Genomic DNA, 19,351 nt, shown 5'->3' with positions numbered 1-19,351 from the left:
TCACTCCGCCTTGATGCCGGCCGCCTGGATCACATGGCCCCAGCGGTCGAACTCGGATTGCAGGAAGCGGCCAAAGTCCGCCCGGTTGGTTTGCGTCATGGCTTCGACGCTCATGCCGGCGAAAGCCTTGGTCATGTCTTCCGAGTTGGCGATCTGCACCACGGCCTTGTTGAGCTTGTCCATGATGGGCGCCGGCGTGCCGGCGGGCGCGACAACGGCGTACCAGTTGCCGGCGGCCAGCTTGGGATAGCCCAGCTCGGTGACGGTTGGAACGTCGGGCAGCAAGGGACTGCGATGCGCGCCAGACGTGGCCAGGGCCCGCAGCTTGCCCTGCTGCACCAGCGGATACAACACCGAGAAGTCGATGATCATGGCATCCAGGCGGCCGCCCAGCAGGTCGGTGAGGCCTTGGGACGCGCCCTTGTAGCTGATGTAGTGGACATCCGCGCCGGTGGTCTGCTTGAACAGTTCCAGCATCACCCGGGTGGAGCCTCCCGAGCCGGCCGTCGCGAAATTGAGCTTGCCGGGGTGGGCCTTGGCGTACGCGACCAGATCCTGGAAGGTCTTGACCGGTAGCGACGGGCTGACGGCGAACAGCATGGGCGAGCTGGCGACGGTGGAGGCGCCGACGAGATCCTTGTGGGCGTCGTAAGGCACGTGGGAGAACGTGAAGGCGCTGAGGACGAGCGGGCTCATGCCCGCCAGGGCCAGGGTGTAGCCGTCGGGAGGCTGCTGCGCGACGAAGGTGGTACCGATCACCCCGTCGGCGCCCGCGCGGTTTTCCACGACGATGGACGCGCCCAGAGCCTTGCCCAGGCGCGGGGCCAGCTGTCGCGCCATCTGATCGTTGGCGCCGCCAGGCGGGTAGCCGACGACCAGGCGGATGGGCTTCGATGGCCAGTCCTTGGCGGCGTCTTCCGCGTGGGTGGGCGCGGCCGACAGGGTCGCTCCCAGGAGGGCGGTCAGCGCCAGGCATCGGCGCAAGCGGGAGAATTCTTCCAGTGGGCGCTTCATGTCTGTCCCCTTGAATTGATGTCTTTTCTAAAGAACCTCACCCCATCGGGGAACCCGGTCCTCGGCTTCGCCCTGCGGCAGGGGTCAATTGTCTTTTTCGAACAAGCGGGTAATGCCGTAGAGCTCAGTGAGTTCCTTGATCCGTTCACGGGGAGGCTGGGCCTGGTAATACCCTTGCGTTGAACGCGTGATCCCCAGCTGCCGCTTCATATCTACCAACACCTCGGCTTGTTTCAAGGTAGCGGCGATGCCGTCGATGATCGGCACGTTATCCACCCGGCTGATGCCTTCCTTCTTCAGCATCACGCTCAAGGGCGCCTCGCCGGGGATGATCACGTCGGCACCCTCGGCGATCATCTGCCGGGCCGACGCAAAGAACTTCTCCTTCACCGCTTCGGGCATCCCGGAGTTCGGCAGCACGTCACCCGAGGGAAAGCCCACGTAGCGCGCGCCGGCAAAGCGCTGCTGCAAGCCATGCATCTGCACATTGGTCTGGATCTGCGGAATCATTTCCTTGATGAACAACAGCACCCCGAACTTCAAGCCCAGCTGGCAGGCGGTGAGCATGCTGGCTTCGCCATAGCCGACCACGGGTATCGACACCAGGCTGCGGATCTCGCGCAAACCCGGCTCGGGCAGCGTGGCGATGGCATAGGCATCGAAGCCACGTTCTTCGGCCAGGATCGCCGCATACGCGAACTGATGCATATGCAGGGACTGCAGATACGCGTAGCCGACGTCCGTGCTGGGGCCGTCGCCAGGCTTGTGTCCGTGCGTGCCAGGATGGCTGCCATGGATTTCGACTTCCGTATCGGCGCGCACCACCTTACGCACGTGGGTCTTGAGCGATTCGACATAGGCCGGCACGCGTGCCAGCGTGGTGAAACTTTGGTGCCAGATCTTCATGGACATGCTTGCTCCTGGTTTTATCGTTGGCGGCGGCTAACGGCATCGGTGCCGGCGATCCGGCCGAATACGGCGCCCTTTAGCACGGAGGTCGCGCCGGTATAGCTGCCGTAGTACAGGCCCTGCGTCTCGCCGGCCGCATACAGGCCCGGGATCGCATCGCCTTCCTGGTTCAACACTTGTGCGCGCGCATTAACCTTCAGGCCGCCGAACGTGAAGACGATGGACGAAATGATGGGATAGGCCTTGTAGGGGCCCTTATCCAGCGGTCGCGACCAGTTCGACTTCGGCGGCGTCAGGCCCACCGTCGCCAGGCCGTCCGTGTCGCGGGGATTGAAATTGCCGGGGCGGCAGGCGGCGTTGTAGGCGGCCACCGTGGCTTCCAGCACGTCGGCGGGCAGTCCCAGCTTGGCGGCTAGTTCGGCAATCGTGGCCGCCGTAACGGCCGGTTGTTCCGTACGCACCGCGACGGCGAGATTGGGCAGATCGTCCGACCTGGCATCCAGGATGCAATAGGCGATGCCATGCGGCTGCGCCGAGATATTGCGGGTGACGTCCTCATAGGTCTCGTCGGTATGCCCAGGCCCTTCGTCGACGAAACGGCGGCCCTGCTCATTGACCAGGATGCCGTAGGGATAAACGTACATCGACGGTCCCGCGCGGTTGGACCGGGGATCCATGGGCGAGGCGTGAAAACTGCCGAAGTCGCCGCAGGGAGCCGCGCCGATGTCCAGCGCCATGCGTATGCCTTCGCCCTTGTTGAAATTGCAGCCCAGCGACATGCCGCGCAGGTAGATGGATCGCGGGCCCACGTAGCGCGTCATCATCTCGGCATTGCCCTGGAAACCGCCGCTGGCCAACACCACGGAAGGCGCGCGGAACGTCACGCGCCGATGCGGCTCGACCACGGCCGCCACGCCCTGGATGCGGCCTTCGTCATCGGTGACGAGCGACTGGGCCGCGGTGCGGTAGAAAATCGTGCCGCCCAGCTTCTCGAACTGCGCCGCCAGCGCGTCGATCAACGCCAGGCCGCCGCCGCTGGGCACGATGCGTGGCTGGCTGGATGTCGGAAACGGTACGTCCAGCGGAATGAATTTCACGCCGAAGCCGCTGATCCAGGCCAAGGTGTCCGGCGCCCGTTCGGCCAGCGTGCTCACCACGTTGGGGTCGGTAAAGCTGTAGGCCCGCAGGGTGGGGGACCAGGTGGCCGGATCCAGCGCCAGGTCGCCGACCAGGGTCGGGTCCATATAGCCGCCTGAGTTGGCGGCGAAATGCTCTTCGAAGTCGTCGGTGACTTCGGTCACCGACTTCATGCGCAGATAGGCGCCCGTGTAGCGCGTATTGCCACCGCGCTCCTCCAGCGGGGCACGCTCCAGCACGCACACGCGCCCGCCGGCTTCGGCGGCGGCCACCGCCGCGGAAAGTCCGGCGACGCCGCAACCGACCACCACGACGTCGTAGGCACGCGCCGTCTCATTGACCTTGGTATTCAACGTTGTCTCCTTGCAGGATGATTCCTGGTTATCTTTTTGCGCCACCGTCTGTCGCGGTGGTCGTGCTCAAGCCAGCTTCAGTCGCCTCGGCTTCAATCGACCCAGATTCCGCCGTTGACGTCCAACACCTCTCCGGTAACGAAGGACGCCTGCTCACCCGCCAGGAAGGTCACGGCATCGGCGACCTCTTCGGGGCGGCCCAGGCGGCCGACCGGGATCAGGTCCTTGAGAACCTGAGGGAACACCTTGGTCAGGCGCTCGTTGGACGCGATGGGACCCGGCGCAACCGCATTCACCGTGATGCCCTCGTGAGCGGTTTCCTTGGCCAGGAAATACGTCATGGCGTGGATCCCCGCCTTGGACGCGCCATAGGCCAGGTTGCTGGCGCGGCGCTGCTCTTCCTTGTCTATCCATGGGCGTGGGTTGCCGCCGTTCTTGCCGATCACGGAGCCGATGTTGACGATGCGGCCATAGCCCTGTTGCCGCATCACCGGCAGCACGGCCCGGCAGCAGTAGAAGACGCTGGTCATATTGCAGTCGATCACGCGGCGCCACTCGTCGTCGGTGACGTCGCAGCAGGCGCCGTGGGAGCCCACGCCCGCCAGGTTGACCAGCACGTCGATGCGCCCGTATTCCTGGACGGCGCGGTCCATGATGGACTGCACCGCGCCGCTGTCAGTGAGGTCGGCGTTGATGCCGATGGCGCGATGGCCGGCATCTTTCAGTGTCTGCACCAGCGCCGTGGGGTCCAGCCGGTCGACCAGGCAAAGGCTGGCGCCTTCCTCGGCGAAGCGCGTGGCGATGGCGTGACCCAGGCCGCCCGCGGCCCCGGTGACGATGGCGATTCTGTCCTTCAGTCTCATGATTTTTTTCGCTATTCTCGTGTGCGTCGCACGTAAGCGTGCGGCAAGGCGAAACCCGGCGATGCAGGCCGGCGCCCAGCCGGTATCAGGTGTCCAGCGTCGTCAGCTGCTTTTCCAGCGCCCGCATTTCGGTGTAGCCCATGACATTCATGATGTCCTCGATGCCGACGACCAGGTCGGGACGATCGACGGGCACGCCGGTGCTGATCACTTCCTTCATGACCCCCAACGCCTGCTGCATGCCGTGGATGGCGGCCGCCGGCAGCATGCGCGGCAGGCTGATGCGCTTCACGCCGATCGCCTTCAGGCGCGGCAGCGGCACCAGCGGGGTGGTGGGGCGGGAGCGAATGCCGAAGCCCATATTGATGGTGACGGGGATGCCGGCCGCGTCGACGATGCGCTTGATGTCGTCTTCCGTGCGCACGGCGTCGGGGAACAGCATGTCGGCGCCGGCGCGGGCGTAGGCCTTGGCGCGGCGGATGGCGCCCTCCATGCCCTCGACGGCGATGCTGTCGGTGCGGGCGATGATCACGAAGTCGTCGTCGCGGCGAGCCAGACAGGCCGCTTCGATCTTCTTGACCATTTCGATCTCTTCGACGACGTCCTTGCCTGGCATGTGGCCACAGCGCTTGGGACTGATCTGGTCTTCGATATTGATGCCGGCCACGCCGGCTTCCTCGAACAGGCGCACGGTATGGAAGACATTGACGGGATTGCCGTAGCCCGTGTCGGCGTCGGCGGTCATGGGGATGGAAACCGAGCGGGCCAGGTGGCGGCAGTGCGCCACGTTCTCGGCCAGGCCCAGTACGCCGATGTCCGGGATGCCCAGCAGGGCGTTCGACACGGCGGCGCCGCTGGTGCAGGCGGTCTTGAAGCCGGCGGCTTCGACGAGGCGGATGCTGTAGCCGTCGTAGACGCCGGGTGAAACGATGAAGGGTTCGTTGTTGAGCAGGTCGCGGAAGCGGCGGCGGGGATTCAGGGTTTCCTTGTCCATTAACTCTCTCGCGAGCCGACGGCGGCGCGATCCGGGGGGTCGGATGCGTCCTCGGCAAGATGGGAAAACAGGTGCCGGGCAGCACGCTCGATGTGCGCGCGCATCAGCGATTCAGCCAGCTCAGGGTCGCGCGCGCGGATGGCGCGGGCGATCTGCCAGTGTTCGTCGTAAGCGTCGTCCTTGCGTTCCAGCACCGTGCCCGAGTGGCGCCGATAGACGCGCAGCAGGTGGTAGAGGTCTTCGCACAGGGCGTGGATGATGCGGTTGTTACCGCTCGCGCGGACGATGCGTTCGTGGAAGTCGAAGACGGCGGGCAGGGGAGCAGCGTTCTGGTCCTGCGTCTTGGCCTGCGCTTTGTGCGGAGCGCGGTCCTGTGCGGCGGCCTTGTTCTTGCGGCGTTCCTTGTCCAGCTCCAGTTCGCGGAACAGGTCGTCGATCTCCGCATCCGACATGCGTCGTGCCGCCAGATGGCAGGCCACACCTTCCAGGGCCATCCGCATCTGGAACAGTTCAAGCGCGCTGGTGGCGGTGAGCGTCATCACGCGGGCCTTGACGTAAGGTTCGCGGGTGACCAGTTGAATGCCTTGCAGGCGGCGGACGGCCTCACGCACCGGCCCGCGGCTGACACCGAATTCCTGCGCCAGCGCAAGTTCATTGATGACCGCGCCGGGGGCCAGCTGGCCTTGATAGATGGCGTCCAGGATGCGCTGGAACACTTGATCGGCCAAGGGGCCGGTCGTGTCATCGCGCAGCATGGTCAGTTCGGTTTGCGAGGTCATAGTGTCGACACAATATCGAAGGGTTTGTTCAAGTGTCAACACTTTAAGATTAAAACTAGGGTTGACACCGAGAGGGGAAATGCCTGGCGGCACACGGTTGCCGCCATTTTAGCGGCGTTTATTCAGGGGCTTCTCAGCAAGAGTTCGTGCGCGCGATAGAGATCGCGGAGCGGCGCGGGGAGCAGTCGCCAAGCAGGCTGACAAGCTGGCAGTTTTGCTATAAATTTGTCGAAGTGTTGACAGTAATAAGTCCAACCGCTGAGACAAGACATTTATGAATACACCGAATGAGCCGGCATCGGCCAAGGCCGTGGCCGACCTTCCGCTTGCCGGATCCGCCGTGCGCTATGTCGATCTGGACAGCGCAGCGCGCGCCGCCGGCCGTGATCTGGCTGAATACCCCTATGTGATCCGCGTGCTGCTGGAAAACCTGCTGCGTCACCAGGCCTGGGGCGATGCCATCGCCGCCGCGGAGATCGATGCCTTGTGGGGGTGGTCCGAGCACACCGGCGCCGACTTGCCGCTGTATGTCGCGCGGGTCATCCTTCCCGACTCCAGCGGTTTGCCCGTGTTGCAGGATCTGGCGGCGTTGCGCGACGCGGTCGCGCTTGCGGGGGGCGACCCCGCCAAAGTCGAGGCGCACGTGCCGGTCGACCTGATCGTCGATCATTCGCTGCAGGTGGACCACTGGGGCGATGCCCAGGCGGTGACATTGAATCTGCGCCGCGAATATCAGCGCAACGATGAACGCTATCGTTTCCTGAAGTGGGCGCAGCAGGCTTTTCACGGGGTGCGGGTGTTTCCGCCCGGGACCGGCATCATCCATCAGGTCAATCTGGAATATGCGGCGCCCGTCATCGCCACGACACAGCGGCCTGACGGTTTGTGGGCCTATCCCGACTTCGTCATCGGGGGCGATTCGCATACGCCGATGATCAACGCATTGGGCGTGCTGGGTTGGGGTGTCGGCGGCATCGACGCCGAAGCAGCGCTGCTGGGCGAGGCTTACACCTTCCCGGTGCCGGAAGTGGTCGGCGTGCGCCTGTCAGGCGCCATCCGGTCGCCTGCCTTGACCACCGATGCGGCGCTGCTGGTGACCCAAAGGCTTAGGCAGGCCGGCGTGGCCGGCGCCATGGTCGAGTTCTTCGGTCCGGCCGTGGCGCAGCTGAGCGTGCCGGAGCGCGCCACCTTGGCCAATATGGCGCCTGAATATGGGGCGACCTGCGGTTTCTTCCCCATCGATGACAAGACGCTGGACTATCTGCGCGCCAGCGGCCGGGCCGATGCGCAAGTGGCGTTGATCCAGGCCTATGCCCACGCGAACGGCTTCTTCCGCGCGCCGGACGCTGTGACGCCCCGCTACGGCAGGATCATAGACATAGACCTTGGCGAGGCGACGCCCAGCATCGCCGGGCCGCGCCGGCCGCAGGACCGCCTGACCTTGGACGAGGTGCCGGCGGACTTCCGCGCCCGCCTGGTGCGTGCCAAGGCCGAGGGCGGCTTCGGGATCGAACGGGTCGACGCAGCCGCGCCGGCGGTCGAGGCTGTGCCGGCCACGCCGAACCTGCCGGCGCTGACGCATGGCGCGGTGACGCTGGCAGCGATCACCTCCTGTACCAATACCTCCAACCCCGCGGTGATGCTGGCGGCCGGCTTGCTCGCGCGCAATGCCCTGCGCCGAGGCCTGATGCCGCCCGCGTGGGTCAAGCGTTCGCTGGCGCCCGGTTCGCGCGCGGTCACGCGCTATCTGGAGCGGGCAGGCCTGCTCACCGAGCTGGAGGCGCTGGGCTTCTACGTCATTGGCTACGGCTGCACGACTTGCGGCGGCAAATCAGGGCCCCTGGATGCGGATGCCGCCGAACGCATAGGCGAGGACGGCCTCGTCGCCGTGGCCGTGCTGTCCGGCAACCGCAACTTCGAGGGCCGCATCCACAAGTTGCTGCGTGCGAATTACATCGGCTCGCCGCCGTTGGTGGTCGCCTACGCGCTGGCGGCGCGCATCGATATCGATTTCGACACGGAACCGCTGGGACACGATGGCGCCGGCGCGCCGGTCTATCTGCGCGACATCTGGCCGGCGCAGGAAGACATCGACGCCTTGCTGCCGGTGGCGGCCGACCGGACCCTCTACGAAGCGGTCTACGATCCGGCACAGGTGGAGAGCCAGGATTGGGACGCGCTGCCGGCGTCGGGCGGCGTGCGTTTCGCATGGGACCCCAAGTCCCTGTACCTGGTGGAGCCGCCGTTCTTCCGCGATGTGTCCACTGGCGATGCCCTGGCCAATCTGCAGGCTGCGTTGGGCGACTGCCGGGTGCTGGCGGCGTTCGGCGATTCTTTGACCACGGACCATATCTCACCGGGCGGGGAAATTCCCCTGGAAACGCCGGCAGGGCAGTATCTGACGCAGGCCGGCGTGGCGCAGCGGGATTTCAACAGCTATGTCGCCCGCCGCTGCAATTACCACGTGATGACGCGCGCCACCTTCGCCAACGTGCGCGTCCACAACGAGCTGATACCAGGCAGTGAAGGCGGTGTCACGCGCCACTTCCCGGACGGCGCGGAGATGACCATCTACGACGCGGCCATGGCTTACCGCGCGGCGGGGCTGTCCAGCATCATCCTGGCCGGCAAGGAATACGGCACGGGCAGCAGCCGCGACTGGGCCGCCAAGGGTTCGGCCCTGCTAGGCGTAAAGGCGGTGATCGCGGAGTCCTATGAGCGGATACACCGTGCCAACCTGGTCGGAATGGGTGTCTTGCCGCTGGCCTTCGAGCCCGGGCAGGGGTGGCGCGAACTGGGCCTGACCGGTAGTGAAAGTTATCGCTTCGACGGCATCGAGGCGGGTGTATTGGAGGGCGCGCTCATCGCCGTCACCGCCACGGAAGGCGAGCGGGTGGTGCGCTTCAAGGTGCGGGCGCAGGTGCTGACGCAGGCCGAACGTACGCTGATGGCCGCGGGCGGGATTCCGGCCCGCGTGTTGACCACCATGCTGGCGGAGCAGGAGATCGCGGCGTGAGCAAGGTATTCCAGCATCGTGCCCGCGTTGCCATTCTCGATGATTATCAGGGGCTGGCCCTTACCTCGGCGGATTGGACGGCCTTGCGCGAGCGTTGTGACGTGAACGTGTTTCATGAGGCGATCCCGCCGGATGAGGCACCCGCCCGCCTGACGGATTTCGACGTGCTTTGCACGATGCGCGAGCGCATGGCGCTACCCGCGGGCTTGCTGGAACGCCTGCCGAAGCTGAAGTTCATCGCCGTCACGGGACCGCACCATCGGACCTTGGACCTGGCCGCCGCGCGCCGGTTGGGCATCACGGTGTCCTGCACGCCCAGGCCGGAGACCGGCCAGTTCGCCACCGCCGAACTGGCTTGGGGACTGATCCTGGCGCTGACGCGGCATATTCCGCAAGAGACGCAAGGCATGCGTGTCGGTGGCTGGCAGCACACGGTGGGCAAGGCGCTGTATGGTCGCACCTTGGGCCTGCTGGGCCTGGGCCGCCTGGGCGCCCACATGGTGCCGGTCGCGCGCGCCTTCGGCATGGATGTGATCGCGTGGAGCCAGAACCTGACGGACGAGGCCGCGCGCGCCGCCGGCGCCCGTCGGGTAGGAAAGCACGAGCTGTTCGCGCGTAGCGATGTGCTCAGTGTGCATCTGGTCTTGAGCGAGCGGACCCGCCACATCGTCGATCGTGCGGCGTTGCAGGCGATGAAGCCAGGGGCTTATCTGGTCAACACCGCGCGCGGTGGTTTGATCGAGCAAGAGGCTCTGGTCGACGCCTTGGAGGATGGGCCGCTGGGCGGCGCGGCGCTGGATACTTTCGAGGTCGAACCACTTCCCGCCGATCACGTCCTGCGTCGTCTGCCCAAACTGCTGTTGACTCCGCATCTGGGCTACACCGTCGAAGAAACCTTCGCGTGGTTCTACCGTCTGTCGATCGAGAACATCGCGGCGTGGCTGGACGGGGCGCCGATCCGCCTGCTGCAAGCGCCTGCTTAGATGGGGGCGGACCGGGAGGCTCCCCGCGTGGGGAGCCTCTGCCTACGAGGCCTTGGCGCCACTCGACTGCACGGCCGTGGCCCACTTCTTCCGTTCGTTGGCCAGGAAAGGCCCTGCAGCCGCGGCATCCATGGGGTGCGGCAGCGTCGATTGCTGCTCCAGGGCGTGGCGATACTCAGGCGTGGACGTCGCGGCCGCGAAGGCCTCGCGCAGGCGTGCCAATACGGGCGCAGGTGTGTGGGCGGGCGCCATGGTGGCCCACCACGAGGGCGCTTCCAGCGCGGGGTAGCCGCTCTCCACCAGCGTGGGTGTATCGGGCAGTTGCGGCAGGCGTACACCAGTGGTGACCGCCAGCGGCCGCAGACCGCCCCCTTTGGACAAGGACACCGCCAGGGTCGATCCCGTCACGCAGAACGCGATGCGTCCCGCGCGCAGGTCCGTGGCCATGGGCGCGGCGCCCTGGTAGGGCACGTGCAGGAATTTGACCTGCGCGGCGTTGGCGAAGATTTCCGCGGTCAGGTGGCTCAGCGAGCCGATGCCGTTGGATCCGTAGGCGATTTCACCTGGGCGTTTGCGCGCCTCCGCCACCAGCGCCGCGACACTGGCGACCGGCAGGGTTTGCGGATTCGCCAGTAACACGTTGGCGTTGTCGCCCATCATGCCGATGTATTCGAACGCGGCCGGATCGTAGCTGAGGTGACCGTACAGGGGCTGGTTGATGGCAAGGATGCCCTGGCCGGCCATCAGCAGCGTGTAGCCGTCGGCGGCGGCCCGGGCCGCATAGTCGCCCGCGATGTTGCCGCCCGCGCCGCCGCGGTTCTCGACGATGACGGACGTCCCCAGTGTTTTGGCGAGCGCGGCGGCCAAGACCCGGCCCAAGGCGTCGGATGAGCCACCGGCGGGGAAGGGCACGACGAGGCGCAGCGGACGGGAGGGAAAGTCATCCGCCGCGCGGGCGAGGCCGCTCAGCAGCAAGGGCGCCGCGGCGACCGAGCGCAACAGGGCGCGGCGGGTGAGGGAGGGGGATAGGCTATGCATGATGGCGTGTCCTTGCTTGATACGGCGTCTGTTCATTCGAGCTTGATGCCCGCCGCGGCGACCAGGGCCGCCCATTTGTCCGCTTCGCGTTGCATCAGGGCGCGGAAATCCGCGGGTGTCTTGCTGTAGCTGGGATCCGCGCCCCATTCCTTCCACTGGGCCTGTACGCGCGGTGATTGCATGACGCCCGCGAGCTGAGCGTGAATCTGGTCGACGATGGCGGGCGGCGTCTTGGCCGGCGCCACCGCGCCGTACCAGGGATTGACTTCGTATCCCGGCAGGCCGCCTTCCGCGACGGTGGGCAGTTCGGGGGCCGCGGCGCTGCGCTGCGCGCTGGTCAGCGCCAGCGGACGCAGCTTGCCGTTCTTCACCAGCGGCAGGGTGGTCGGTATGCCGCCGAAGGCCAGCTGTACGCGGCCGGCGGATATGTCCACCATGGCCTCACTGATGCCGCGATAGGGCACGTGCAGCATGTCGACGCCGGCCATGTGGGCGAACATGGCGCCGCCCATATGCGTCAGGCTGCCGTTGCCCGAACTGCCGTAGGCCACCTGGCCAGGATGGCTCTTGGCGTAGGCGATGAGTTCCGGCACGTTCTTCACCGGCAGGTCGCTATTGCAGACCAGCAGCAGCGGGAAGCTGCCCACAATGGTGATGGGCGCGAAGTCCCGCAGATTGTCTTGCGGCGTGCGGCCGCCGAAGTGGGTGGGCACGTACATCGACGAGGCGTTGATCAACAGCGTATAGCCGTCGGGCGCCGAGTTGGCGACCGCCTGCGCGCCCACGTTCAGGCCGGCGCCGGGTTTGTTTTCGACGACCAGGGGTTTGCCTGTGGATTGTTGGACTTCGGCGGCGATGTAGCGGGCCAGCAGGCTGGCGGGGCCGCCGGCGCTGTAGGGCACCACCACGGTTACCGGCCGTTCGGGATAGGCGGCGCGGCTCCGCAAGGGCAGGGCGGCGATCCCGCTGGCGGTCATCAGGCCCAGCATCTGTCGGCGTGTCATGGCCATAATGCACTCCATCATTCTGTAGAAAATCGTGGCGCGGTGGCGGGTGTTACGGTCGTCTAGCGCCGAACACCGTGGAGCACTTCGCTTTGATCAGCAGCCACAGCAGGCTGAACGCCGATAAGGATTGCGATGGCCGCGATGGTTCCTGTGTTTTCCGCGGCTGCGATGGCTGTACTGGTTTGCCTGGCTCCGGCGGTGCAGGGGTTGCGTCCGCCTGTGGGACGGCGACCACGTCGGCCAGGTTCCTGGCGAACATCTCCATCAAAGCCTGCGTCACCGCATTACCCCCAGTGCGGGCGAAGTCCGCCAGGACGCCGCCCAACTCGGCTTCGGACACCAGGGTGACCACACTTGCCGGGCTGGCGGCGGGCGCATCGGCCGCGGGCGTCACCGTGTATTCCACATGCACCGCCGCCGGCGCCGGCATGCGCATGTCGGCAGCACCCCGCACGTCCAGGGTGCCGCGTAGGGCCTGCGGGTCCACCGCGCTGCGGACCTTGCCTTTGAAGCGGATCTTCTTCGGCCCAAAGGCGACGGTCATCGTGCCCAGGTAAAGGCCTTCTTCGTCATGTCCCTCCAGGCTGGCGCCCGGCATGCAGGGAACCATGCGTTCGATATCGGCGAAAGCGTCCAGCACCCGGCGCGGCTCGGCCGGAACGCGAAATGTTCCCTCGAAGCGCATGGCTCAGCTCCCTGCGGTGACGGGGCGCAGCAAGGGCGCCTGATTCGGTACGCCGAAGTGCAGCTTGTTGTAGGGATCGCTGACGACGCTGGGCGAGACGCGCGCGTCGATCAAAAACAGTCCGCCACGCGCCACGCCTTGTCTGATGGCATCTCCGACCGCTTCGGCGGATTCGATGCGCACGCCGTCGCCCCCGAACGCCCGCGCGATGGCGACGAAGTCAGCCGACTCCCATTGCGCCAGCGACGCGTCGAAGCCGTGCGCGCGCAGCTTGTGCATTTCGGCGCCGAAGCCGCAATCGTTCCAGACGATCACCACCAGGTTGCGCTTGAAGCGCTGCACCGTGAACAGCTCCTGGATGTTCATCAGCATGGCGCCATCGCCTTCCAGCATGACGTGCGGACGATCCGGATGCGCGGTGCCGATGCCGATGGCCAGCGGCAGGGTCTGGCCTATGCAGCCGAACTGATAGGAAAAGTTCAAGGTGGCGCCGGCCGGCAAGGGCATGTACATTGCCGGGAAGGCCCAGAAATGGCAGTTGCCGCAGGTGACCAGGCTGTTCTCCGGCAGGGCCGCGCCAATGGCATGGGCCAGGGCGCGTGGTTCGATGCCGTCTTGCGTTGCCGGGAAAGTGTGCGGCGGCGCGGCCAGGACGGCACGGGTTTCGTCATCGCGATAGCCGGTCTTGGCCACCCCACGTTCGCGCAGGCGCGCCACCAGCAGCTCCACGGTGGCGCGCGCATCGCCGCAGGCATGCAGGCCGGGCAGGGCGGGGATATCGTTGGGAACAGGCTCGCGGTCGATGCGCGCGATGTCGGCCATGGGGAACATCATCCCGCCTTCCGACGTGTAGTAACCGACCTCCGCACCGACACCCAACACGAAATCCGCATCGCCCAGCAGGCGTTCCGTGGGCTCGCTGGCAAAGCTGCCGCTGATGCCCACGTCATAGGCTTCGCCCGCGAAATAGCCTTTGGCTTGCAGCGAAGTCGCGAACAAGGCGCCGACCTGTTCGCCCAATTGCAGCAAGGCGTCCTTGGCGCCCGAACGCATGGCGCCGAGGCCGGCGATGATGACCGGGCGTTCGGCCCGCGCCAGCCGCTCGACCAGGTCTGCAAGCACCGGCTCGCTCGGTGTCGATGGCAGCGGGGGCAGACTTTCGGCGGATGGCCGGTAGAAGAAATCCCAGTCGAAGGACCGTTCCTGCAACGCCACGTCCAGGTTCAGCACCACAGGCATGCGGCGGACGCGGGCGATATAGAAAGCGTTGGCGACCTCGGCGGCCAGGTTCTCTGGCGTGGTCACGTCTGCGAAGTGGGCGCCGCAGGCTTCGGCGAAGGGGCGCTGGTTCATGCGTTGCGTGCCGTGCAGGGCGCCGCGTCTGACCTGGCCCAGGATCAGGACCAGGGGGGAACGGCCGCGCGCCGCGACGGTCAACGACGTGCCTGTCTGCGTCAGGCCGGGCCCGTGGGTGACCATCGCCACGCCGACCTTGGCGGTCGCGCGGCCATAGCCGTCCGCCATTGCCACCGCGCCTTGCTCATGGCCGGAAGAGATCATGGTGACGCCGCCGCGGCGCACCAGGTCGGCCCAGATGGACATATTGCCGTCGCCCATCAAGCCGAACAAGGTGTCGACACCTTCGGCGATCAGCGCCTCTGCGACCGCTTCGTAGACTTTCATCGTCGTCCTTCTTGTTTTCTGTCCCTGGGCCGGGGGGAGCCCAAGGTTTGTCTCTGGTGGTGATTCTTGACGAGCCGCCTAAAACTGTCAACACTTGGTGGCGTAAATGGGCGATGGCTCGGGGTAAACGCCAATATGTGTCGACACTAATGGGCGGCGCTTACCGGCGCGTGGACGCGAGCGAAGCCGTCAGGGCGGTCCCAGGCGCCAGGAATTTCACCTGTTGGACGCACGATCCTGCGGCGCCGCTCCTGCCAATCCCATAATGATTGGGATGCCGGCGCATCGATGCGCCGAGGTCCACGACATGGGAGAGGCATGCGGTGACGACGACAACTTTGGACACGAGCACGGCGGGAATCTCGGCCGTGGTCGGCATAGGCCACACCGACTGGGTGCAGGACTATCGCCGTGTGCGCGATGGCGAGAAGCCGTTCGACTCGAACGGCTACGCGGCCCTGGCGTTCAAGCGCGCGCTGGACGATGCCGGGCTCAAACGCGAAGACATCGATGGACTTATCGTCGGTCCGACCACGGCGTACGAGCGCATGGGCGAGATCCTCAATATCGATCCCCGCTGGGGCGGCCAGGCCGATGCCGTGCAGGCCGTCTTCCAGGCCGTCATGGCCATCAAGTCGGGCATGGCCGAAGTAGTAGCGCTGGTCTACGGCAATGACCAGCGTTCCGCCGCGGTGCAATACGGCGGGCCGGAAGCGATGGGCGGCGGTTCTTTCCTGTCTTATGTCTATCACAGCCCCTGGGGGCTGACGTCACAAGGCGCGCTATACGCCTTGATGTTCCAGCGCTACAAGGAACTGCACGGTCTCTCGGACCGCGATCTGGGGCAGGTGGCCGTGGGCCAGCGCCAATGGGCCAGCCTGAACCCGAATGCCATCATGCGGGACAAGCCGCTATCCCTGGACGATTACCTGGCGGTGAAATACGTCGCCGAGCCCTTGCGCGTGAACGACTACTGCCTGATCAATGACGGCGGCGTCGCGCTCATCGTCATGGAGGCCAGCCGCGCACGCAAACATCACGCGGACCGGGCCGTGACGATCAGGGGCCTGGGACGCAGCGACCTCAATCATCACGCCACCAGCCTGGGTCCGCGCCTGGTGGACTTCTATCTGCCGGCTCAACAGAGTGCCGCCGCCTCGTCCTATGCGGCGGCCGGCGTCGGTCCGGAAGATATCGATGCACTGCTCGTCTACGACAGCTTCAGTCCGCACATCTTCTTTTCGTTGGAAGGCTTCGGCTACTGCCGTCCCGGCGAGGCGGCGCGCTTCATCCGTGATAACGGCATCGGCGTGGGCGGCAAGCTGCCCGTCAATACGCACGGCGGCCATCTGTCGGAATCCTATATGCAGGGATGGAGCCATCAGGTGGAAGCCATACGCCAGTTGCGCGGCGGCCTGGGTGAGCGCCAGGTGCCGGATTGCCGTCATGTGCAATACGTATCGGACGTGGCGGGTAAAGCCATGTCCATCATTTACGGGCGTTGAAGAGGAGGTCACCCATGAGCGAAGCCAAAGCCGAAAAGAAAAAGTCGCCGCGCCTGTACTCACCCTACGATGCGCCGATGTGGGAGAGCATCCAGACCGGGGAAATGAAGCTGCAACGTTGCCCCGAATCGGGCGAGTTCCGCTATCCGCCCGGGCCGATGTGTCCCGTCAGCATGAGCATGGAATACGAGTGGGTGCCCATCTCCGGGGAAGCGTCCATCGTTTCGTGGACGGTCTTTCACCGGCAGTACCTGCCCGCCTATCCGGCGCCTCACCTCGTTGTGGCGGTGCGTTTGCGTGAAGGGCCCATCATGGTTTCTTACATGGACCACGCCGAGCTAGAGCACATCCGGCTGGATGCGCCGGTCAACCTGGTCTACGCGGACCACGCCGATGGCTATAAGGTGCCGAAATTCACCTTGGCGGATTGAACCGCGGGCTAAGCGGATGGCCTGGCCGCGCAGCAGTGGCCAGGCCAGTCAGACTACTCCGGCTTGATCCCGGCACGGGTAATCACTTCGCGCCACTTGGCGATCTCGTCGCTCAGGAACTTGGCCGCCTCCTCGGGTGAGGTCGGCTCGGGCTCACCCCCGTCATTCTCGATTGCCGCCGCGACTTTCGGGCTGGCCAGCGCCTTGCGTATCGCGGTGTTCAAGGCATCGACGACAGGGCGCGGTGTGTGGGCGGGTACCCACGCGCCGTACCAGGAATAGGTGGTATAGCCCGGGACACCGCTGTCGGATATCGGCGGCACCTCCGGCAGGATGCGGGTTCGGGTCAGGCTGGACACGCCCAAGGCATGCAAGGTGCCGCCGCGCACCAGCTGCGCGACGGCGGGTGTAGTGCCGAACAGCAGGTCGATGCGGCCACCGCGCAGGTCGTTCATCGCCAGGCTGGATCCTTTGTAGGGGATATGGGTGAACTTGACCCCCGCCATCAACTGGAACAGTTCGGCCGCCAGATGGCCGCCGCTGCCGATGCCGGGGGATCCCACGGTGATGGACCCGGGCGCCGCCTTGGCCTTGGCCAGCAATTGCGCCACGGTGATGCCGCCCAGGTGATCTGAAGCCACCAGCACGTAGGGCACCTTGCTGAACAGGCTGACCGCCTGCAGGTCCTTGAGCGGATCAAACTTCATATCATGCCGCAGGGACGGGTCGATCGACAGGGACGGCGTGCCGGTCAGCAGGGTGTAGCCATCGGGCGCCGCGCGCACTACCGTCATCATGCCTATGGTGCCGCTGCCACCGCTCTGGTTTTCCACGATCACCGCCTGGCCCAGCGTGTTGCCGACTTCCAGCGCGACCAGGCGCGAGACGGCGTCCGTGCCGCCGCCGGGCGCCAGCGGCACGATCAGCCGAAGAGAATGGTCCGGAAATTTGCCCGCGGTTTGCGCCCACACCCGCTGCGGCCAGGCCGCGGCCAGGGATGCGGGCAAGGTTGCGGCCATCGCCGCCAGGAAAGCGCGCTTGTCCATGTGAGTCTCCTCCTTGAAAGCCGCGCGTCGTGACGGCGCGGTCTGTTTTTGTCCGGGCCTGCGTGTAAGCAAGGCCCATCGTCGCCAGACGGTTACTGCACGACCTTGCCCGCCAGATGCGGTTGCGCGGCGCTCAGGACGCGCAGCGGGCTGCCGGCTTGCCAGGCCAACAGGTTCTCGACGGTTGCCTCGTAGAAGGGCTGCAGCAGTTCGCGCACGGTGTAGCCCAGATGCGGTGTCAGGATGACGTTGTCCAGCTTGCGCAACGCATCGTCGGCCGGCAGGGGCTCGACGTCGAACGTGTCCAGGGCAGCCCCGGCGATACGTCTTTCTTGCAGGGCCTTTAGCAACGCCGCGTGCTCGATCAGCGGGCCACGCGCCGTGTTGACCAGAAAGGCGGAAGGCTTCATGGCCGCGATGTCGGCGGCGCCGACGATGTGCCGGCTGCGCTCGCTGAGCACCAGATGCAGGCTGACGAAATCGCTGTCGCGGAACAACACGTCCTTGTCGACCCGGCGCGCGCCGGCGGCAGCCGCTTTGTCGTCGGTCAGGTTCTGGCTCCACGCAATGACATCCATGCCGAAAGCGCGGGCGATGGGCACCATGTGGCTGCCCAGGCGGCCGAGTCCGATCAGGCCCAGGGTCTTTCCTGCCAGCGCGATGCCGACCGACCGCTGCCAGTGGCCTTCCTTCATGCCGGCGGCTTCAGCAGGCAGGTTGCGTGCGAGCGCCAGGATCAGGCCCCAGGCCAGTTCCGCGGTGGCGAACTGACCCTTGGCCGACCGCTGCGTGCACGACACCGTAATGCCAAGACGATCGGCGGCGGCGAAGTCCAGGGTGCGATTGTGCGGGCCGGTCACGGCGATGAACTTGAGCCGTGGCAGCCGTTCCAGTAGCGATCCGGGCAAAGCCATACGTTCGCGTGTAAGGCAGATGGCGTCGAAGTCCCGCAGGGCGTCCACGGCTTCGTCTTCGGACAAGTGCCGATCGAAGACGACGACATCGGCCTGCCTGCGCACAGGCGCCCAATCCGCCAGTTCCAACGCCAGGTTTTGATAATCGTCCAGCACGGCAACGCGTACCTTGGTCATGAATGCTCTCCTGCCGGACCCTCAGCGGCTCTTGAATTCCGGTTTGCGCTTCTCGGCGAATGCCTTGCGCCCTTCGATGCGGTCTTCGCTGTTGAACAGCAGGCCGAACAGGCTGCGCTCGACGTCGATGGCGTGCGACAGCGGCATGTCCTCGCCCTGGCGGACCATGCGCTTGACCGCGCGCACCGACAAGGGCGCATTGGCGGCGATGGCCTGCGCGATGGCGCGCGCCTCGGTCAGCAGCTGATCTGCCGCGACGACCTTGCTGACGAGGCCTATGCGCAAGGCTTCCGTGGCGTCCGTGCGCGCGCCGGTCAGCAGCATCAGCATGGCGTCGGAGCGGCCGACGTAGCGGGGCAGGCGCACGGAGCCACCAGCGCCGGGCATGCTGCCCACCCTTACCTCGGGCAGGGCGAATTGCGCGTTATCCGCGCAGATGCGGATGTCGCAAGCCAGCGCCAGTTCCATGCCGCCGCCCAGCGCATAGCCGTTGATGGCGGCGATCAGGGGTTTGTCGGTGTTCAGGTTGGCAATCAGTGAACCGGCGCCCGGGGGGCCGGCCAGCAGTTGCTGGGCGGCGGACTCGCCGGACGGCAGCGTCTTCTTCAGGTCGGAGCCCGTGCAGAAGGAACGGTCGCCCGCGCCTGTGATGATGACCACCCAGATGTCGTCGTCGTGGCGGATCCTGTCCCAAGCGGCGTGCAGCAGGCCGCGCATTTCGGGATCGACGGCGTTCATGGCCTCGGGCCGGTTCAGCACAACGGTGGCGATGTGCTCCTCGACGGTGATTTCAACGGAACTCATGGTCTTTTCCTTA

The 19,351-nt window shown here is 65.9% G+C and carries 17 protein-coding genes; 4 read left to right on the top strand and 13 right to left on the bottom strand.

What is annotated here, in order from left to right:
* The 6 genes from ASB57_RS12135 to ASB57_RS12110 all read right to left on the bottom strand — a co-directional run bounded on the left by ASB57_RS12135 (position 1) and on the right by ASB57_RS12110 (position 6,049).
* A complete protein-coding gene (locus ASB57_RS12135; protein ID WP_057652466.1) occupies positions 1 to 1,014 on the bottom strand; it encodes a tripartite tricarboxylate transporter substrate binding protein in 1,014 nt (337 codons plus the stop codon).
* Positions 1,015 to 1,098: 84 nt separating this feature from the next.
* On the bottom strand, positions 1,099 to 1,926 hold the full coding sequence (locus ASB57_RS12130) for an aspartate/glutamate racemase family protein (protein ID WP_057652465.1): 828 nt from the start codon (positions 1,924 to 1,926) through the stop codon (positions 1,099 to 1,101).
* Between the two features lie 14 nt (positions 1,927 to 1,940).
* Entirely contained in the window at positions 1,941 to 3,458 is a 1,518-nt protein-coding gene (gene tcuA, locus ASB57_RS12125) for an FAD-dependent tricarballylate dehydrogenase TcuA (protein ID WP_156414142.1), read from the bottom strand.
* A 47-nt stretch (positions 3,459 to 3,505) separates the two neighbouring features.
* Positions 3,506 to 4,276 (bottom strand): SDR family NAD(P)-dependent oxidoreductase, encoded by a 771-nt coding sequence (locus tag ASB57_RS12120; RefSeq protein ID WP_057652463.1) that lies wholly within the window; start codon positions 4,274 to 4,276, stop codon positions 3,506 to 3,508.
* Positions 4,277 to 4,361: 85 nt separating this feature from the next.
* Positions 4,362 to 5,270 (bottom strand): oxaloacetate decarboxylase, encoded by a 909-nt coding sequence (locus ASB57_RS12115; RefSeq protein WP_156414141.1) that lies wholly within the window; start codon positions 5,268 to 5,270, stop codon positions 4,362 to 4,364.
* The gene (locus ASB57_RS12110) at positions 5,270 to 6,049 is read right to left on the bottom strand and encodes a GntR family transcriptional regulator (RefSeq protein ID WP_057652462.1); all 780 of its coding nucleotides are present in this window, start codon (positions 6,047 to 6,049) and stop codon (positions 5,270 to 5,272) included. Before ASB57_RS12110 ends, ASB57_RS12115 begins: the two co-directional genes overlap by 1 nt.
* Positions 6,050 to 6,323: 274 nt before the next feature.
* Between ASB57_RS12110 and acnA the strand changes: the two genes are divergently transcribed.
* Both acnA and ASB57_RS12100 read left to right on the top strand, forming a co-directional pair.
* Positions 6,324 to 9,065 (top strand): aconitate hydratase AcnA, encoded by a 2,742-nt coding sequence (gene acnA / locus ASB57_RS12105; RefSeq protein ID WP_082621562.1) that lies wholly within the window; start codon positions 6,324 to 6,326, stop codon positions 9,063 to 9,065.
* Positions 9,062 to 10,048, top strand: coding sequence for a D-2-hydroxyacid dehydrogenase family protein (locus tag ASB57_RS12100; protein ID WP_057652461.1), 987 nt, complete (start codon positions 9,062 to 9,064; stop codon positions 10,046 to 10,048). Before acnA ends, ASB57_RS12100 begins: the two co-directional genes overlap by 4 nt.
* Positions 10,049 to 10,090: 42 nt before the next feature.
* On the opposite strand, the gene ASB57_RS12095 is transcribed toward ASB57_RS12100, so the two are convergent.
* Genes ASB57_RS12095 through ASB57_RS12080 form a run of 4 tightly spaced genes read right to left on the bottom strand, consistent with a single transcriptional unit; the run spans position 10,091 to position 14,461 of the window.
* Positions 10,091 to 11,086, bottom strand: coding sequence for a tripartite tricarboxylate transporter substrate binding protein (locus ASB57_RS12095; RefSeq protein ID WP_197425039.1), 996 nt, complete (start codon positions 11,084 to 11,086; stop codon positions 10,091 to 10,093).
* Positions 11,087 to 11,118: 32 nt separating this feature from the next.
* On the bottom strand, positions 11,119 to 12,090 hold the full coding sequence (locus tag ASB57_RS12090; protein ID WP_197425037.1) for a tripartite tricarboxylate transporter substrate binding protein: 972 nt from the start codon (positions 12,088 to 12,090) through the stop codon (positions 11,119 to 11,121).
* A gap of 52 nt (positions 12,091 to 12,142) precedes the next feature.
* Positions 12,143 to 12,778, bottom strand: a complete 636-nt coding sequence (locus tag ASB57_RS12085) for an SRPBCC domain-containing protein (RefSeq protein WP_057652458.1) — start codon at positions 12,776 to 12,778, stop codon at positions 12,143 to 12,145.
* A 3-nt stretch (positions 12,779 to 12,781) separates the two neighbouring features.
* Complete coding sequence (locus tag ASB57_RS12080; RefSeq protein ID WP_057652457.1) at positions 12,782 to 14,461, bottom strand: thiamine pyrophosphate-binding protein; 1,680 nt, start codon at positions 14,459 to 14,461, stop codon at positions 12,782 to 12,784.
* 323 nt (positions 14,462 to 14,784) lie between these two features.
* On the opposite strand from ASB57_RS12080, the gene ASB57_RS12075 reads away from it, so the two are divergent.
* Positions 14,785 to 15,966 carry a thiolase family protein gene (locus ASB57_RS12075; protein WP_231755408.1) on the top strand — a complete coding sequence of 394 codons (1,182 nt, stop codon included), beginning with the start codon at positions 14,785 to 14,787 and terminating at the stop codon, positions 15,964 to 15,966.
* Positions 15,967 to 15,980: 14 nt separating this feature from the next.
* On the top strand, positions 15,981 to 16,397 hold the full coding sequence (locus tag ASB57_RS12070; RefSeq protein ID WP_057652455.1) for a Zn-ribbon domain-containing OB-fold protein: 417 nt from the start codon (positions 15,981 to 15,983) through the stop codon (positions 16,395 to 16,397).
* 53 nt (positions 16,398 to 16,450) lie between these two features.
* Here ASB57_RS12070 and ASB57_RS12065 read toward each other — a convergent pair whose 3' ends face one another.
* From ASB57_RS12065 to ASB57_RS12055, 3 genes are all read right to left on the bottom strand, one after another.
* Positions 16,451 to 17,443, bottom strand: a complete 993-nt coding sequence (locus ASB57_RS12065; protein ID WP_057652454.1) for a tripartite tricarboxylate transporter substrate binding protein — start codon at positions 17,441 to 17,443, stop codon at positions 16,451 to 16,453.
* A gap of 92 nt (positions 17,444 to 17,535) precedes the next feature.
* On the bottom strand, positions 17,536 to 18,534 hold the full coding sequence (locus ASB57_RS12060; protein ID WP_057652453.1) for a D-2-hydroxyacid dehydrogenase family protein: 999 nt from the start codon (positions 18,532 to 18,534) through the stop codon (positions 17,536 to 17,538).
* Positions 18,535 to 18,555: 21 nt separating this feature from the next.
* Positions 18,556 to 19,338 carry an enoyl-CoA hydratase/isomerase family protein gene (locus tag ASB57_RS12055; RefSeq protein WP_057652452.1) on the bottom strand — a complete coding sequence of 261 codons (783 nt, stop codon included), beginning with the start codon at positions 19,336 to 19,338 and terminating at the stop codon, positions 18,556 to 18,558.
* Between the last annotated feature and the right edge of the window lie 13 nt (positions 19,339 to 19,351).

The organism is Bordetella sp. N, from assembly GCF_001433395.1.
Lineage (GTDB): Bacteria > Pseudomonadota > Gammaproteobacteria > Burkholderiales > Burkholderiaceae_B > Bordetella_C.
The sequence above is the reverse complement of the archived record's forward strand: the minus strand, read 5'-3'. Positions and strand labels throughout refer to the sequence as shown.

What these genes read in the sequence shown, in the direction of transcription:
- ASB57_RS12085 (WP_057652458.1), bottom strand. Translation starts at nt 12,778, where the DNA reads ATGCGCTTCGAGGGAACATTTCGCGTTCCGGCCGAGCCGCGCCGGGTG.
- ASB57_RS12060 (WP_057652453.1), bottom strand. Translation starts at nt 18,534, where the DNA reads ATGACCAAGGTACGCGTTGCCGTGCTGGACGATTATCAAAACCTGGCG.
- ASB57_RS12120 (WP_057652463.1), bottom strand. Translation starts at nt 4,276, where the DNA reads ATGAGACTGAAGGACAGAATCGCCATCGTCACCGGGGCCGCGGGCGGC.
- ASB57_RS12065 (WP_057652454.1), bottom strand. Translation starts at nt 17,443, where the DNA reads ATGGACAAGCGCGCTTTCCTGGCGGCGATGGCCGCAACCTTGCCCGCA.
- acnA (WP_082621562.1), top strand. Translation starts at nt 6,324, where the DNA reads ATGAATACACCGAATGAGCCGGCATCGGCCAAGGCCGTGGCCGACCTT.
- ASB57_RS12080 (WP_057652457.1), bottom strand. Translation starts at nt 14,461, where the DNA reads ATGAAAGTCTACGAAGCGGTCGCAGAGGCGCTGATCGCCGAAGGTGTC.
- ASB57_RS12130 (WP_057652465.1), bottom strand. Translation starts at nt 1,926, where the DNA reads ATGTCCATGAAGATCTGGCACCAAAGTTTCACCACGCTGGCACGCGTG.
- ASB57_RS12115 (WP_156414141.1), bottom strand. Translation starts at nt 5,270, where the DNA reads ATGGACAAGGAAACCCTGAATCCCCGCCGCCGCTTCCGCGACCTGCTC.
- ASB57_RS12070 (WP_057652455.1), top strand. Translation starts at nt 15,981, where the DNA reads ATGAGCGAAGCCAAAGCCGAAAAGAAAAAGTCGCCGCGCCTGTACTCA.
- ASB57_RS12095 (WP_197425039.1), bottom strand. Translation starts at nt 11,086, where the DNA reads ATGCATAGCCTATCCCCCTCCCTCACCCGCCGCGCCCTGTTGCGCTCG.
- ASB57_RS12090 (WP_197425037.1), bottom strand. Translation starts at nt 12,090, where the DNA reads ATGACACGCCGACAGATGCTGGGCCTGATGACCGCCAGCGGGATCGCC.
- ASB57_RS12135 (WP_057652466.1), bottom strand. Translation starts at nt 1,014, where the DNA reads ATGAAGCGCCCACTGGAAGAATTCTCCCGCTTGCGCCGATGCCTGGCG.
- ASB57_RS12110 (WP_057652462.1), bottom strand. Translation starts at nt 6,049, where the DNA reads ATGACCTCGCAAACCGAACTGACCATGCTGCGCGATGACACGACCGGC.
- ASB57_RS12055 (WP_057652452.1), bottom strand. Translation starts at nt 19,338, where the DNA reads ATGAGTTCCGTTGAAATCACCGTCGAGGAGCACATCGCCACCGTTGTG.